This window comes from Clostridium isatidis, from assembly GCF_002285495.1.
Lineage (GTDB): Bacteria > Bacillota > Clostridia > Clostridiales > Clostridiaceae > Clostridium > Clostridium isatidis.
The window spans coordinates 721,642-736,645 of the sequence record NZ_CP016786.1 but is presented as its reverse complement, the minus strand read 5'-3'; the positions used below and the strand labels follow the sequence as shown (position 1 = coordinate 736,645).

The following is a 15,004-nucleotide window of genomic DNA, read 5'->3' as shown; positions in this document are numbered from 1 at the left end:
ATTGCTACAATTAAAAAATATTGACTTATATTATGACGGAATACATGCTTTAAAAGATTTATCTATAGAAGTTAAAAAAGGTGAGATAGTAACTTTAATTGGTGCAAATGGAGCTGGAAAGACTTCTACATTAAGAGCAATTTCAGGTCTTCACCCAATAAAAAATGGTACTATTACTTATAATGGAAAAGATTTAAAGAAAATTCCTGCTAATAAAATCGTTAGTCTTGGGTTATCCCATGTTCCAGAAGGAAGAAAAATATTTGCTAATTTAACAGTTTATGAAAATCTTTTATTAGGAGCATATTTAAGAAAAGACAAAAAGGAAATTCAAGAAGACTTAATAAAAGTTTATGAAAAATTTCCTAGACTAAAAGAAAGATTAAAACAGCAGGCTGGAACTCTATCAGGCGGTGAACAGCAAATGCTTGCTATTGGTCGTGCTCTTATGAATAGACCTGATATGCTAATTCTAGATGAGCCATCTATGGGACTTGCTCCCCTTGTAGTTAAGGAAATCTTTGATATTATTAAAGAAATAAATAAATCTGGCACTACTATTCTTCTAGTTGAGCAAAACGCAAATATGGCTTTATCTATAGCTGATACAGCTTATGTTTTAGAAACTGGAAAAATAGTATTAAGTGGCACTGCTAAGGAAATAGCAAATAATGACTCTGTCAGAAGTGCTTACCTTGGAGAATAATATAATAAAGAATAATATTAAAGTGATTTTAAGTTTACCCTTGAAATCACTTAATTTTTTTCCTAGATTTATTTTATCTTTCTATTATAATTTTCTTTGTAAGTAGGTTATAATTATCTATATAACTTTTATCAAGGAGAACTAATGTGAAGGATATTTTTTTAATATATATTATTTTAATTAATCTTATAAGCTATAATGCTATGTTTATAGATAAGCGTAGATCAATCTCTGGTAAATGGAGAATTAAAGAGACGACCCTTCTTTTTCTAGCTGCAATAGGAGGCAGTATTGGAGAATATATAGGTATGTATACTTTTAGGCATAAAACTAAACATTATAAATTTTCAATTGGATTACCATTAATAATTTTTGCACAAATTTTATTAATTAAAAAGCTTATTTAAACATTTTTCATAGTTAATACATAAAAGTCTGATTAATAACCTGCCTATTAATCAGACTTACTATTTTTATAAATTACATTTCTTTCTTATCATATAAATTTGAAGTTATAAAATAAGAAATTAATATTAGTGTTATTAAGCAAAGTAAAATTAGTATTTTTATTATAATAGAATTTAAATCAATTAAAGGCATTTGTTCTATTAGAAGATTTCCAAAGATCATAGGCGATAAAGATAGAAAAATAATTACAAACCTCCCCTTTTCAAATCCTAATAATAATTCTACAGGAGTTACAATACACATCATAAAAACTCCTATAAAAACCATTGTCATTCCTAATACTCCTAAGGACACCATATCATTATTATTTATTTTTTCAAAATAAATTAATATCTTATATACTCCTATTGTTAATGTTATCGATATTAATGTATTTATTGCAACATATAAGTAACGCGAAAATATATAATCCCTTGCTTTTATTGGTAGAGAACGGAATAGATAACCATTTTTACTTTTTTCTTCATAAGCGGCAGTAGTATAGCAGCTTGCCATCAAATATAACAAGCCTGTAGTCGTTATTAAACTTGGATTTATAAAGGAATAAATTGATGCTAGCAAAAAAATTATTAAAATCATCTTTTTCAATGAAAATATAGTTTCAAATTGTAATCTTAATAAATTTATTATTTTATTCATTTTAATTCCTCCTAGTATAATAAAGCATAATATCTTCTAGTGTAGGTTTTTCATATATTACCTCTTCTCCAAAAACTTCATAGGCTTCGCTTTTATTTGATGTTAGTGCTGTGAAACCAAAACTATTAACTTTTGGTGATAAAACATATTTGCCTGTTTCCTCATCTAATAATTCTTTCTTTCCTTTAATTATTGAATGATTTTCTAATATATTATCTTTTTCTCCACGAAGAATTATTTTTCCTTTATATATAAAAATTATATAATCAGCACATTTATCTAAATCACTTGTTACATGAGTTGAATAAAAAATCGTTAAGTCATTCTTCTCCATTTGTTCCTGTAGTATTTCTAAAAACTCATTTCTTACTACTGGATCTAAATTTGCTGTTGGTTCATCCATTATTAAAAGCTTAGGTCTTATAGACAAGGCTATTGCTAAATCAAATTGCTTTTTTTGACCCTTTGATAATTTCCCATAAATAGAAGTTTCATTTAAACTAAAACTATTAATTAATTTATTATACAAATTATCATCCCAATTACTATAAAACCTTGAAATATTCTTTTTAATATTTTTAAGTTTACTTTCTTCTAAAAATCCAGATATGTCTCCAATAAATCCCACTCTTTCTTTTATAGATAGATCTTCGTCGATATTTTTCCCAAATACTAAAATTTCTCCATCATCGGGACTTATCATATTCATTATTGATTTAATGGTTGTAGTTTTTCCTGAGCCATTTGGTCCTATAAAACCTGTTATATATCCCTTAGGTACTTTCATTTCATCAATATTTAAAATAAAATTTTTATATTGCTTTTTTAAATTTTTAATTTTAATAGCCTCCATATTTATACCTCCTCGTATAAACTTTTAAATATTTCTATTCCTTCTTCTAAGGTTATTCCAATAGCTTTAGCAGCAATTATTGCCTCTTCTAATTTATTTTCAATTTCTGACATAACTACTTCTCTTAACCTTTCACTATTTGCTTCAGTTACATAAGTTCCCTTTCCCACAACTGTTTTTAAAAACCCCTCTTTTTCAAGTTCTTCATAGGCTCTTTTTGTTGTTATAATACTTACCTTTAATTCTTTAGCCAAAGTCCTTATTGATGGCAACATTTCTCCTGGCTTTAAGCTTAAATTTAATATTTGCGTTTTTATTTGATTTACAATTTGCTCATATAAAGGTACTTGTGAAGAGTTATTAATAATTATATTCAAATCATCACCCCTAAGTATATATAAGTTATTATGTGTATATATTCACTATATACACATAATAACTTATACATTTTTCTTTGTCAATATCTTCTAAATAAATTAACTAAAATAATTTATAATAAAAAAAGCCCAACATTTTAATTGTTGGACTTTTCAATTAATTTTCTTTTTTTGCTATTTCTATTCCAAGTTCATCTAATTGCTTTTTATCAACTATATTTGGCGCCTCACTTAAATAGTCAAAAGCATTTTGATTCTTAGGGAAGGCAATTACATCTTTAATATTTTCTGTTCCCGCCAAGAACATTATCATTCTATCTAATCCAAAGGCTAAACCTCCGTGTGGTGGTGGTCCAAATTTAAAAGCATCTATTAAGAAACCAAATCTCTCTTGAGCAGATTCTTCCGTAAATCCTAAAGCTTTAAACATTCTCTTTTGAAGGGCCGAATCATGAATTCTTATTGATCCTCCACCTAATTCCTCACCATTTAATACTAAATCATAAGCTTTAGCTCTAACAGCTCCTGGATTAGTCTCTAATAAATCTATATCTTCATCCATTGGTGATGTAAATGGATGATGAGCAGCTGAATATCTTCCTTCTTCTTCATCATATTCAAGAAGTGGGAATTCTGTAATCCAAGTAAAGTTAAATTCATTTTTATCTTTAATTAAATCAAATTCTTTAGCTAAATGTAATCTTAAAGCTCCTAAACTTTGTAATACTACAGAATCTTTATCAGCTACAATAAGTATTGCATCTCCAGCTTCTGCCTTTGTAGTTTTAACTATTGAATTTGTAACTTCTTCAGTTAAGAATTTAGCTATTGAAGATTTAACACCATCTTCTTTAATTTGAAGCCAAGCTAATCCCTTTGCTTTATAAGTTTTAACAAATTCAGCTAATTTATCAATTTGTTTTCTTCCAAGATTTGCTCCGCCTTTCAAGCACAATGCTCTAACAGAACCGCCATTTTCTATTGCAGATTTAAATACAACAAAATCTAAATCTTTTACATCTTCTGTAATATTCATTATTTCCATTCCAAATCTTAAATCCGGTTTGTCTGATCCATATTTTTCCATAGCTTCTTTATACTTCATTCTCTTAATTGGAAGCTTAACATCAACTCCAGCAACTTCTTTAAATACATGAGCTATTAATCCTTCATTTAAAGCCATTACATCATCTTGATCAACAAAACTCATTTCTAAATCCACTTGTGTAAATTCAGGCTGTCTATTGGCTCTTAAATCCTCATCTCTAAAACATTTTACTATTTGATAGTATTTATCAAATCCTGAAACCATTAATAATTGCTTAAATATTTGAGGAGATTGAGGAAGTGCATAAAACATTCCTGGATAATTTCTTGAAGGTACAAGATAGTCCCTTGCTCCTTCTGGAGTACTCTTAGTCAACATTGGAGTTTCAATATCTAAAAATCCATTATTATCTAAATAATCACGTACTGCCTTTGTTGCTTTATTTCTTATCATAAATATTCTTTGCATATCCGGTCTTCTAAGATCTAAATATCTATATTTAAGTCTTATTCTTTCATCTGCATCCAAGCCTTCTTTAATATATATTGGAGGCGTTTCTGATTCTGAAAGTACCTTTAAACTTTCACATTTCAATTCAACAAGTCCAGTAGGCAAATTTTCATTTGGTGCTTCTCTTAATACAACTTCTCCAGTTACTGCAATGCAATATTCTGGTCTTACACCTTTAGCTTTTTCAAAAGCCTCAGCATTTATTTCTTCACCAAAAACTATTTGCATAATTCCAGTTCTATCTCTTAAATCAATAAATTGCAATCCACCTAATTTTCTATTTCTTTGAACCCATCCCATTAATGTAATTTTTTGAGATACATTTGTTTCTCTAACTTCTCCACACATCATGGATCTTTTTAAGCCATTTAAAGCCTCACCCATATTGTCTTCCTCCTTAACTACTTTAGAACGTTTTTAATACTTTCTATATTATTTAAACTTGCTTCAAATTGTTCTCCATCACTCATTCTCTTAAGTTTTAGAGTATTATTTTCAAGTTCATCATCACCTAATATTGTAGTGTACAAGGCACCTATTTTATTTGCATACTTCATTTCTGCCTTAACACTTCTGCCCATATGATTTATTTCTGTTTTTATTCCAAGTTCTCTAAGCTTTTTGGCTAAAATAAAGGCTTCCATTTTAGCCTTATCTCCTCTAGAACCTATATAAAGGTCTATATATCCTTCGTTAGGTATTTCTATACCTTCTTGCTCTAAAGTCATTATAAGCCTTTCTAACCCCATTCCAAAGCCTACAGCCGGCATTTCAGGACCGCCTATTTCTTCAATAAGTTTATCGTATCTTCCACCGCCGCAAACTGTAAAGTCTTCGTTTAAAATTTCAAAAATAGTTTTAGTATAATAGTCTAATCCTCTAACAATACCCGGATCTATTTTATATTTAATATTTAGCGCATCTAAATATTTTTTTACTTCTGTAAAATGATCGTTACACTCATCACAAATATAATCTAAAATTATTGGAGCATTTTTAGTTATTTTATTACAACTTTTCTCCTTACAGTCAAGAATTCTCATTGGATTTTTTTCAAATCTTGTTTTGCAAACATCACATAAATCATCATAATTTTCTTGTAAATAACTTTTTAATGCTTCATTATACTTTGGTCTACATTTTGGGCATCCTAAATTATTAATATTTAAACTTAAACTTTTAAGCCCCAATCTCTTTAAAGCTTCCATTGCTAAGGAAATTACTTCAGCATCCATGGATGGTTCTTTTGAACCAAACATTTCAATTCCATATTGATGGAATTGTCTAAGCCTTCCCTTTTGCACATTTTCATATCTAAAGCATGGAATAATATAATAAAGCTTTGTTGGCTGTGCTTCGTTAAAAAGTCTATTTTCAATAAAAGCCCTTACAGAAGGTGCTGTTCCTTCTGGTTTTAAAGTAATACTTCTATCGCCTTTATCTTTAAAAGTATACATTTCCTTTTGGACAATATCAGTTGTTTCCCCAACTCCTCTTAAAAATAACTCAGTATGCTCAAATATTGGGGTTCTAATTTCTCTTACCCCAAAAGCTTTTGAAACTTCTCTTAATATTCCCTCTACATATTGCCACTTATAAGCATCTTGTGGAAGTATATCCTTGGTCCCTTTTGGTGCTTGGATTTCCATTAATATCTCCTCCTATTTTAAATAAAGTGTATCTAACAACTTCTTTTTTTCCTCAACCAATTCTCTTATTCTATTTACATACTCTTTAACATCCTTAACATTGGCGCATCTCTCAATTCTATTAGTATCTAAGAATACCACTTTTGAAACAGCATCTGCTCCTAATGCAATTATTGTTTGTTTATCTTCGATCATTTCAATATTATATAAATTTTCTTTACCCCTTTTACAGTATCCGATATTCTCCATATTTCCTACCATATTTTTTTGTCTGTACATATAATACGGTTCTAAGCCTAAATCTTTTGCTAGATTTCTGCTTGCTTCATACATTTCTGAAAGTTCATTCTGCTTTTTTATTTGAATCCCTTTCTTTAATATAAAATTCTCATGTAAAATTGATGCTCTTTTTAAAGACAAACCATGGACTGTTAAACTGTCTGGTTTTAACTTAAGTACTTCTTTTACTGTATGATTAACTTCACTTATTCCTTCTCCAGGTAATCCAATAATTATATCCATATTAATATCATCAAATCCAAGCCTTCTTGCAATTTTAAATACTTCAATAACTTCCTTTGATGTATGACCTCTTCCTATCATTTTTAAGGTTTTGTCATTCATTGTTTGAGGATTAATGCTTATTCTTGTTGTATTATATTTCTTCATTATTTCCAGTTTTTCAACAGTTATGCTATCAGGCCTACCACATTCTACAGTAAATTCCTTAACATTTCTATTTAATATAAAGTTATTATATATTTTTTCCATTATAAATTCAAAATCTTTGTTATTTACTGATGTTGGTGTGCCTCCCCCAAAATATACACTTTCAATATTTAAATTTCTTTCGTTAATATACTTTTCCATTTCAGAGATTTCATAACTTAAAGCATTTAAATATGGATTTATGTTTTTCTTATTACTTCCTATTGGGTTAGCCGTAAAGGAACAATATAAGCATCTTGTAGGACAAAAAGCCATGCCTACATATATAGCTATATTTCTTTTATCTCTATTTACAAAAATCTTTTCTTTTTTAGCAATTTCTATACATAGTTTTGCTTTTTCTTCTGAAGCTAAATATTTTTCTTGAAAAATATCAATAATTTTTTCTTCACTATATCCCTCTTCTAAATTCTTTAATGCAATTTTAGAAGGCCTTATTCCTACTAAAGTTCCCCAGGGATAGTAATCTCCAGTTATATCTTTTAATGAAGAGAAAACTAGTTTCTTAACGTCATCTTTAATATTTTCGCTTATAATAATTTCTTTATAATAATTCTCATATTTAAAATCTGCTTTCCCTTCAAAAATATTTACAATATACTCTCCCTCTTCTTCAAATTTTATTTCATTCAAAGGATAATATATATTAAACATTTGATAAACATCATATCTATATTTCAAATCATTTAATTTAATAGTTACTTTCATTTGCTCTCCTTTTAAGCTAGAAAAGGATTATTGTTCCTTTCCTCCAATATTGTTGATTTATCTCCATGGCCTGGATATACATCAACATTGTTATCTAAAATCATTAACTTATTTTTAATATTATTTATAAGATCATGAAAGCTTCCACCTGGAAAATCTGTTCTTCCTATTGAACCTTTAAATAAAGTATCACCGCTAAATAATTTATCTTCTACTAAATAGCAGGTTCCTCCTACAGTATGCCCTGGAGTAAAAATAGGTTTAAAGTTTAATGTTCCTACAGTAACATTTTCACCTTCAGTTACATATTTATACTTACATTCTAATTTAGTAAAAAGTCCTGAAGTATCCATATTCATATATTCAGCTTCAGCCTCATTTAAATATACTTCTGCATCAAATTTAGCCTTTAGAGCATCAACAGCTCCATTATGATCGAAATGGCAATGCGTTAATAATATTGCTTCTAAGTCTACACCATAATCTTCTATTTTTTCTGCTATATAATCTGCTCCAGCACCTGGATCTATAAGTGCAGCCTTATTTGTATTTTCATCTATTATTAGATAACAATTTTCCTCCATTCTACCTACTGTTAAAGTTTCAACCTTCATGTTTAACCTCCTTAGAAAATACGCTTACTATCAATCATCAATGTAACAGGTCCATCATTTTGAATATCTACTTTCATATAAGCTCCAAATTCTCCTGTTTCTACTTTTAGTGAAGATTCTTTAAGCATTTCTACAAAAGCATCATATAAAGCTTTTGCTTTTTCCCCACCTTCTGCCTCCATAAAATTTGGTCTTCTACCTTTTCTACAATCACCGTATAAAGTAAATTGAGAAATAACTAATATTTCACCTTTTACATCTAATAAGGATAGATTCATTTTACCCTTTTCATCTTCAAAAATTCTAAGATTTAATATTTTATCTTTCATATATATTAAATCATCTATTGTATCTTCTTTTGATATTCCTATCAATACATTTAGTCCTGTATTTATTGAACCTATCACTTTATTATTTACTATTACCCTTGAATATGTTACTTTTTGTACAACTGCTCTCATAAGCTCACCTAACTATTCATTCTATAGACGTCTATTACGCCTTTTACTCTTCTTATTTTTTTCATAATTTCTTTTAGTTGCTCTACAGAATAAATTCTAATTTTAATATTTACTTTAGCTATATTGCCTTTAGCTGTTTGAGCATTTATTGAACTTATTGGTAATTTACTTTCAGAAATTATATTAATAATATCTGCTAAAATACCTTCTCTGTCATCTGATTCAACCTGAATTTCCGCAATATAATCAGCTCCCTTAGCTTTTCCCCAAGAAACTTGAATTACCTTGTTCTTATCATGCTCTATTAATGATTTTAAATTACTACAATCTGTTCTGTGGACAGAAACTCCTCTTCCTTTAGTTATATACCCCTTTATATCATCACCAGGGACCGGATTACAACATTTAGCAAACCTTACCATTAAATTGCTTTCACCTTTAACTGTAATACCATAATCCTTAGCACCCTTATTCTTATTTAATGATTTATCAGATTTAGCCAACTGTTCTTCAATTGATTTATTAATACTCTCTGCATTTTGCTTTTCATTAATATTTTCTTCTTTTAATTTTGAAATGAAAGAAGAGGCAGATAATTGTCCAACTCCAATGGAAGCATATAAATCTTCCATACTATTAATATTATATCTTTTAGTCAGCCTTTCGTAAGTTTCACCTTTTGCAATGTCTGAATAGTTAACTCCTTGTTTCTTTAATTCCTTTTCAAATAATTCCTTACCTTTTATTATATTTTCATCTTTTTTGATCTTTTTAAACCATTGTCTTATTTTACTTTTTGCTTGATTACTTTTTACTAAATTAAGCCAATCCATATTAGGCCCTTTTGCATTTTTAGAAGTTAAAATCTCAACTATTTCACCCGTTTTTAATTTATAATCAAGAGGAACAATTTTCCCATTTACCTTAGCACCAACACATCTATTTCCAACGTCAGTGTGGATTCTATAAGCAAAATCAATAGGTGTTGCTCCACTAGGTAAATTTATTACAACTCCTTTTGGTGTAAATACAAAAACTTCATCTGCAAATAAATCTATTTTAAATCCTTCTATAAATTCTTCTGCATCAGCGGTCTCCTTTTGCCATTCAAGCATATCTCTAAGCCAGGCAAGTTTACTTTCAAAGCTTTGCTCCCTATCTTCCTTTCCGCTATCCCCTTCTTTATATTTCCAATGAGCTGCTATACCATATTCAGCTGTTTTATGCATTTCGAAAGTTCTTATTTGTATTTCAAAAGGCTTTCCTTGAGGACCTATAACTGTTGTATGCAAAGATTGATACATATTAGGTTTTGGCATTGCTATATAATCTTTAAATCTTCCTGGAATAGGTTTATAAATTGTATGTACAATTCCAAGGACACCATAACAATCTTTAACTGTATTTACTAATATTCTAATAGCTGTTAAATCAAATATTTCTTCAATACTTTTATTTTTATTCACCATCTTTTTGTAAATACTATAAAAATGTTTTGGCCTACCTTCGATATCCGAATCAATTTCTGCTTCTTCAAGCTTATTATGTAAATCCTTTATAATGCTAGCAATATAAACTTCTCTTTCTGCCCTTTTTTGTGCTATCTGCTTTACTAAATCATAATATACCTCTTCATGAAGATATCTAAAAGATAGATCTTCTAATTCCCATTTAATTTTTGATATACCAAGTCTATGAGCAAGAGGAGCATAAATATCTAAAGTTTCTTTGGCCTTTTGTTTTTGTTTTTCCTTTGGCATAAATTTTAAAGTTCTTAAATTATGTAATCTATCTGCTAGCTTAATTATTATAACTCTTATATCCTTTGCCATCGCAAGAAGCATTTTTCTAACATTATCTGCTTGCTGCTCTTCTTTAGATTTGTACTCGATTTTTCCCAATTTAGTTACTCCTTGAACTAAATTAGCAACTTCCTCATTAAATAAATCTTTTAAATCATCATAAGTATACTCTGTATCCTCAATAACGTCATGAAGGAGCCCTGCCGCAATAGTACTTGTATCCATACCCATTTCAGCTAAAATTATAGCAACATCTATTGGATGAGTAATATAAGGCTCACCAGATTCTCTTTTTTGATTTTTATGAGCATCATTTGCAATTTCAAAAGCCTTTTTAATTATCTCTTTATCAACATTATGCGAATTTTCGTATATCTTTTTTAACAGCCCTTCGTACATGGGATATTCTCCTTTATTGATTTAGTCTAAAATAATTGGCTGGTTAAATAACCAGCCATTTTCTTCTATTATATAATATATCTTTGAATATTTCAATAATATTAAAACTCATAATCTACCAATGACATAATATCATATTTAGATAACTTTTCTCTTCCTTTTAATCCTGTAAGTTCAATAGCAAAATCTATAGATACAACTTCTCCACCAGCTAATTCAACAAGTTTTGCAACAGCCCCAATTGTTCCTCCTGTTGCCAATAAATCATCTACTATCGCAACTCTTTGTCCCTTTTTAATAGCATCTTTGTGTATCTCTAATGTGTCAGTACCATACTCTAAATCATATGTTATTGATACTGTTTCCCCTGGCAATTTACCTGGCTTTCTAACAGGAACAAAGCCAACTCCTAATGCATAGGCAACTGGTACTCCATAAATGAACCCTCTTGCTTCTGGTCCTACTATTAAATCTATATTTTTGTCTTTTAAATATTCCACAATTTTATCAATAGAATATTTTAGTGCTTCTCCATCACCAATTACAGTTGTTATGTCCTTAAAGCTAATTCCTTCTTTCGGGAAATTTTCAATTACTCTTATTTTTTCTTTTAGGTCCATGATAATCCTCCATTACTAAAAATTATAAACTATATAATTATTTTATACATGAGTTTAATACAATATAATTTTACTATTGTAATTAAAATAATCATATAGTTTTCTTTGATTTATTTAAATATTTAGTTATTTGATCTGCCCTATCCTTTTCGTTTGTAGTAAGTAATTCGATTATTATTCTTGCATTATCACTAATTTTTACTGCATTTATAGTTGGAGTAATTACATCAATTATATGTAGCATAAAATCTAAATTCATATTTTTTATATTATGATAATCCATTATGGCTCTTAAGCCATGATTATTTGTGTTAAATAAAAACTTTTTGCCTTCTTTAATAAAGATACCACTTTCTCCTCTTGCAGGTACTTGAGCCCAATGTTCACCAATAACAATTAAATCTAAATATTTATTAATGCATTTAATATTATAATAAATTGCTATTGCCTGCATTAATTTAAAAGTTAATCCACTAATAGAAAGACTTTTATATCTATATTGGCAGCTCTTCTGATGCGGATTTATATATATGTACTTCTTCTCTGTATTAACTTCTTTATTTTCCAAAACTATCAAATTTATACCTAAATCTGTACAAAGCTCTTCTTCTTTCTGTGATCTTAAATCAATTCCTAGTGCAATTAATACTTCTCCCCCTAGAAAATTAACTTCATTGTTAATATCTTCTAAAGTTATTCCATTAGCAAAATTCTCATCATGGATTACATATTCTACATCTGCATTTAGATACTTTAAAACTAGAATTAATGAGGATAGAGCGCATAATCCATCAACATTAGGAATTCCATACACAATTATTTTCTTTCTGTTATTTATAGCTTCTACCATTTGCTCAAGAGCTTTATTCATATTTTTAAGTATAAAGGGATTATATCCATTAATATAATTTGGACTATAAATACTCTCCCAAAACTTACGCATTATAAACTCCTCCAAAAAAACTAGAAAACACATATATTATAATTGAAAATATACAATATTACAATGTTTTATAGATAAAAAGTAATAAACCTCCATAATATTTGGAGGCATTACTTATCTATTTATTTCTTTATTAAAAAATTCTATGAAGTCTTAGTATTTTTCTTTATCCTAAATTGCTTATTACTTTTTAATATACTATTTACAGCTAATTTCAATAATAACGGTGTTATAACCAAAGAAGATATAATGTTTGCAATAGAACCCATTAAAATAATCACTGCTGGACTTTTAAATGATAAAGGAATTGAATAATATAATATAACTGCAATAATAAAAATTATTATATTTATCCTAAACACAGTAGACTTTGCTTTTTCAATACCATCTGCAACTGCACTTTTTAAATTTTTAGATAAAGGTAATTGTCTACTAACTTTTTCTAATATTAAGATATTTGATAAAACTGAAAGAACAATAACAAATACTAATGCAGCTAAACTATATACTGTAAATGCTAAATCAATTTCTGTATATGCAATTAAAATTAGTGTAATACTTAATAATATAGATATACTTCCAAATACCCCTGGGGCTTTATAATAAGCTATTATAACTAAAAATATCAGCATAACTGTTATAAACATAGCTTTAACAATATTTGAATATGCATTTTCTCCTAAAGAAGGTCCCAGTATTTCTGTATCTTCAGCAGTTATTTTACCGGAAATAGTTCCTGAATTTATAAGGTCTACAAATTTTTCTGCCTCTGATAAATTATATACACCTGTGATCTCTATTTTTCCATCACTTATAGCTTCATCAATAGTTTCAGTTGAAATTAAATCACCATCTAAATATATTTTTATTGATTTATCTATATTATTTTTTGAAAATTCTGCAAAAGTTGATTTACCTTCCTCTGTAAGCGTTAAAGTTATTTCTATTAAATATTCACTTGTACTATAACCTGCTTTTATAACATTACTTTCAGTTAAAATAATGTTTTCTTCTTCATCTTTAATTTCAAGTTTTCCATTATGGCTCAATCTTTCTATTATTGCATCTGTATTAACATTATTTCTTATATTAACCCTAATACCCTTTTCTTCCTCAATAATAACATTACTGTTGTCAATATTCATTTTTTCTAATCTTTTTTCTATCACTTTTATGTTTTCTTGTAATCTTTCCTGTGAAATCTCTTCTGTATCACTTTCAATTTTTAATAGCGTTGAAGAGCCTCCTTCTAAATCAAGCCCCTTTGTTATTACTTTATTAAAAGATTTTATCTCATATGCACCTATTATTGCTCCACGAAAAACTAAATAAGATAGTAATAATACGCCTATAATAATTATTGTAAGTAAAATCGAACTTTTCTGATTACTTTTTCCCTTCATGTTATTCCTCCTCTGCTTGTTTAATATAAATTATATTACTTATGTAAATTTACAGCAATTACTTAACTAGATTGAATACCATTATTATACATTTTAAAGTTAATTATTAAAAGATTATTTTATTTATTTTTGACGAAAAATTTAATATGTGAAGAAGTATAATGATAACGGACAATGAGAATGTAGAATAAAGGATAAAAAATCCTTAGAAGATTTTTTATCCTAGCTACTAGGCAGCAGATATACTATAAATTTTGCATAACAATAGATTTTTTTATCATACATTGTCCATTCTAAATTGTACATAAAAAAGTGCTATATACTTTTTACTATAAGTTTACTCCGAGCATTCCTGAAAAAGCACCAATTAAAAGACATAAAGCAAATTTAATAAAATCATATACAGTTAAACTTGCTTCTGCTCCAAATAATATACCTATAAAATATAATGATATGTAAAAGATGCACCCTACTGAAAGCCCAATAATCCATCCTTTACTACCATAATTTTTTACAGCTGCTACAGTACCTATCAACAGTGCCAAAGAGGAAATAACAACATAAATGATGTTAAACAATCCATCAGGCAAAGTAATGCTATTCATAATAAAAGATAAGATAGCTGTAACTAGAAATGTTGCCATTAAAGCAAAAATTAATCCCTTAAAAATACTTTTAAAATAATTTTCCCATTCCATAAAACTCACCTCCAATATTAAATATATTAAATATTGAAGGCTATTATTCTAATTATTTCCTTTATTTACCTTTGATGCTACACCATTTTTTGTTATTTTGAGTCTAGTTTTTTCAGCGCTAGTCTCAATTACGAAATTATTTTCATCAACTTTTATTATTCTACCTATTATTCCACCCTTTGTGATAATTTCATCATTTTTTTGCAATGAAGCTATCATTTCATTATATTGTTTCTTTCTCTTCTTTTCCGGCAAAATCATCATAAAATACATTACTGCAAACAATCCAACAAAGGGTAAAAATACTCCTATTATTTCCATATAGTTTTTCCTTCCCAATTTATTCTCTATAAAAATTTTCATTATCACTTTTTATC

At 28.1% G+C, this 15,004-nt stretch carries 16 protein-coding genes; 2 read left to right on the top strand and 14 right to left on the bottom strand.

Going from position 1 to position 15,004, the window contains the following annotated elements; translation table 11 throughout:
* Window position 1: 1 nt before the first annotated feature.
* Together BEN51_RS03485 and BEN51_RS03480 are read left to right on the top strand one after the other, a co-directional pair.
* The gene (locus tag BEN51_RS03485) at window positions 2–706 is read left to right on the top strand and encodes an ABC transporter ATP-binding protein (RefSeq protein WP_119864705.1); all 705 of its coding nucleotides are present in this window, start codon (window positions 2–4) and stop codon (window positions 704–706) included.
* 146 nt (window positions 707–852) lie between these two features.
* Entirely contained in the window at window positions 853–1,113 is a 261-nt protein-coding gene (locus tag BEN51_RS03480) for a DUF1294 domain-containing protein (RefSeq protein ID WP_119864704.1), read from the top strand.
* A 73-nt stretch (window positions 1,114–1,186) separates the two neighbouring features.
* Here BEN51_RS03480 and BEN51_RS03475 read toward each other — a convergent pair whose 3' ends face one another.
* The 14 genes from BEN51_RS03475 to yajC all read right to left on the bottom strand — a co-directional run bounded on the left by BEN51_RS03475 (window position 1,187) and on the right by yajC (window position 14,948).
* Window positions 1,187–1,813, bottom strand: coding sequence for an ABC-2 transporter permease (locus tag BEN51_RS03475; protein ID WP_119864703.1), 627 nt, complete (start codon window positions 1,811–1,813; stop codon window positions 1,187–1,189).
* 1 nt (window position 1,814) lies between these two features.
* A complete protein-coding gene (locus tag BEN51_RS03470) occupies window positions 1,815–2,666 on the bottom strand; it encodes an ABC transporter ATP-binding protein (RefSeq protein ID WP_119864702.1) in 852 nt (283 codons plus the stop codon).
* A gap of 2 nt (window positions 2,667–2,668) precedes the next feature.
* Entirely contained in the window at window positions 2,669–3,043 is a 375-nt protein-coding gene (locus tag BEN51_RS03465; RefSeq protein WP_119864701.1) for a GntR family transcriptional regulator, read from the bottom strand.
* Window positions 3,044–3,200: 157 nt separating this feature from the next.
* Entirely contained in the window at window positions 3,201–4,985 is a 1,785-nt protein-coding gene (gene aspS, locus BEN51_RS03460; protein ID WP_119864700.1) for an aspartate--tRNA ligase, read from the bottom strand.
* A gap of 17 nt (window positions 4,986–5,002) precedes the next feature.
* Window positions 5,003–6,256 carry a histidine--tRNA ligase gene (gene hisS, locus BEN51_RS03455; protein ID WP_207652809.1) on the bottom strand — a complete coding sequence of 418 codons (1,254 nt, stop codon included), beginning with the start codon at window positions 6,254–6,256 and terminating at the stop codon, window positions 5,003–5,005.
* Window positions 6,257–6,262: 6 nt separating this feature from the next.
* The gene (locus BEN51_RS03450) at window positions 6,263–7,687 is read right to left on the bottom strand and encodes a coproporphyrinogen III oxidase (RefSeq protein ID WP_119864698.1); all 1,425 of its coding nucleotides are present in this window, start codon (window positions 7,685–7,687) and stop codon (window positions 6,263–6,265) included.
* 11 nt (window positions 7,688–7,698) lie between these two features.
* Window positions 7,699–8,301 carry an MBL fold metallo-hydrolase gene (locus tag BEN51_RS03445; protein ID WP_119864697.1) on the bottom strand — a complete coding sequence of 201 codons (603 nt, stop codon included), beginning with the start codon at window positions 8,299–8,301 and terminating at the stop codon, window positions 7,699–7,701.
* A gap of 11 nt (window positions 8,302–8,312) precedes the next feature.
* Window positions 8,313–8,762 (bottom strand): D-aminoacyl-tRNA deacylase, encoded by a 450-nt coding sequence (gene dtd, locus BEN51_RS03440; protein ID WP_119864696.1) that lies wholly within the window; start codon window positions 8,760–8,762, stop codon window positions 8,313–8,315.
* An 8-nt stretch (window positions 8,763–8,770) separates the two neighbouring features.
* Entirely contained in the window at window positions 8,771–10,963 is a 2,193-nt protein-coding gene (locus tag BEN51_RS03435) for a RelA/SpoT family protein (RefSeq protein ID WP_119864695.1), read from the bottom strand.
* A 101-nt stretch (window positions 10,964–11,064) separates the two neighbouring features.
* The gene (locus tag BEN51_RS03430; protein ID WP_119864694.1) at window positions 11,065–11,583 is read right to left on the bottom strand and encodes an adenine phosphoribosyltransferase; all 519 of its coding nucleotides are present in this window, start codon (window positions 11,581–11,583) and stop codon (window positions 11,065–11,067) included.
* 91 nt (window positions 11,584–11,674) lie between these two features.
* Entirely contained in the window at window positions 11,675–12,526 is an 852-nt protein-coding gene (locus BEN51_RS03425) for a DHH family phosphoesterase (RefSeq protein WP_119864693.1), read from the bottom strand.
* Between the two features lie 143 nt (window positions 12,527–12,669).
* Window positions 12,670–13,929: a SecDF P1 head subdomain-containing protein gene (locus BEN51_RS03420; RefSeq protein ID WP_119864692.1), complete on the bottom strand. Its 1,260-nt coding sequence runs from the start codon at window positions 13,927–13,929 to the stop codon at window positions 12,670–12,672.
* Window positions 13,930–14,258: 329 nt separating this feature from the next.
* Window positions 14,259–14,627: a TIGR04086 family membrane protein gene (locus BEN51_RS03415; RefSeq protein WP_119864691.1), complete on the bottom strand. Its 369-nt coding sequence runs from the start codon at window positions 14,625–14,627 to the stop codon at window positions 14,259–14,261.
* A gap of 48 nt (window positions 14,628–14,675) precedes the next feature.
* The gene (gene yajC / locus BEN51_RS03410) at window positions 14,676–14,948 is read right to left on the bottom strand and encodes a preprotein translocase subunit YajC (RefSeq protein ID WP_119864690.1); all 273 of its coding nucleotides are present in this window, start codon (window positions 14,946–14,948) and stop codon (window positions 14,676–14,678) included.
* Window positions 14,949–15,004 lie beyond the last annotated feature (56 nt).

Excerpts from the sequence above, each read along its gene's own strand:
- BEN51_RS03475 (WP_119864703.1), bottom strand. The coding sequence starts at position 1,813 with ATGAATAAAATAATAAATTTATTAAGATTACAATTTGAAACTATATTT.
- BEN51_RS03470 (WP_119864702.1), bottom strand. The coding sequence starts at position 2,666 with ATGGAGGCTATTAAAATTAAAAATTTAAAAAAGCAATATAAAAATTTT.
- aspS (WP_119864700.1), bottom strand. The coding sequence starts at position 4,985 with ATGGGTGAGGCTTTAAATGGCTTAAAAAGATCCATGATGTGTGGAGAA.
- BEN51_RS03450 (WP_119864698.1), bottom strand. The coding sequence starts at position 7,687 with ATGAAAGTAACTATTAAATTAAATGATTTGAAATATAGATATGATGTT.
- BEN51_RS03445 (WP_119864697.1), bottom strand. The coding sequence starts at position 8,301 with ATGAAGGTTGAAACTTTAACAGTAGGTAGAATGGAGGAAAATTGTTAT.
- dtd (WP_119864696.1), bottom strand. The coding sequence starts at position 8,762 with ATGAGAGCAGTTGTACAAAAAGTAACATATTCAAGGGTAATAGTAAAT.
- BEN51_RS03435 (WP_119864695.1), bottom strand. The coding sequence starts at position 10,963 with ATGTACGAAGGGCTGTTAAAAAAGATATACGAAAATTCGCATAATGTT.
- BEN51_RS03430 (WP_119864694.1), bottom strand. The coding sequence starts at position 11,583 with ATGGACCTAAAAGAAAAAATAAGAGTAATTGAAAATTTCCCGAAAGAA.
- BEN51_RS03425 (WP_119864693.1), bottom strand. The coding sequence starts at position 12,526 with ATGCGTAAGTTTTGGGAGAGTATTTATAGTCCAAATTATATTAATGGA.
- BEN51_RS03420 (WP_119864692.1), bottom strand. The coding sequence starts at position 13,929 with ATGAAGGGAAAAAGTAATCAGAAAAGTTCGATTTTACTTACAATAATT.
- BEN51_RS03415 (WP_119864691.1), bottom strand. The coding sequence starts at position 14,627 with ATGGAATGGGAAAATTATTTTAAAAGTATTTTTAAGGGATTAATTTTT.
- yajC (WP_119864690.1), bottom strand. The coding sequence starts at position 14,948 with ATGGAAATAATAGGAGTATTTTTACCCTTTGTTGGATTGTTTGCAGTA.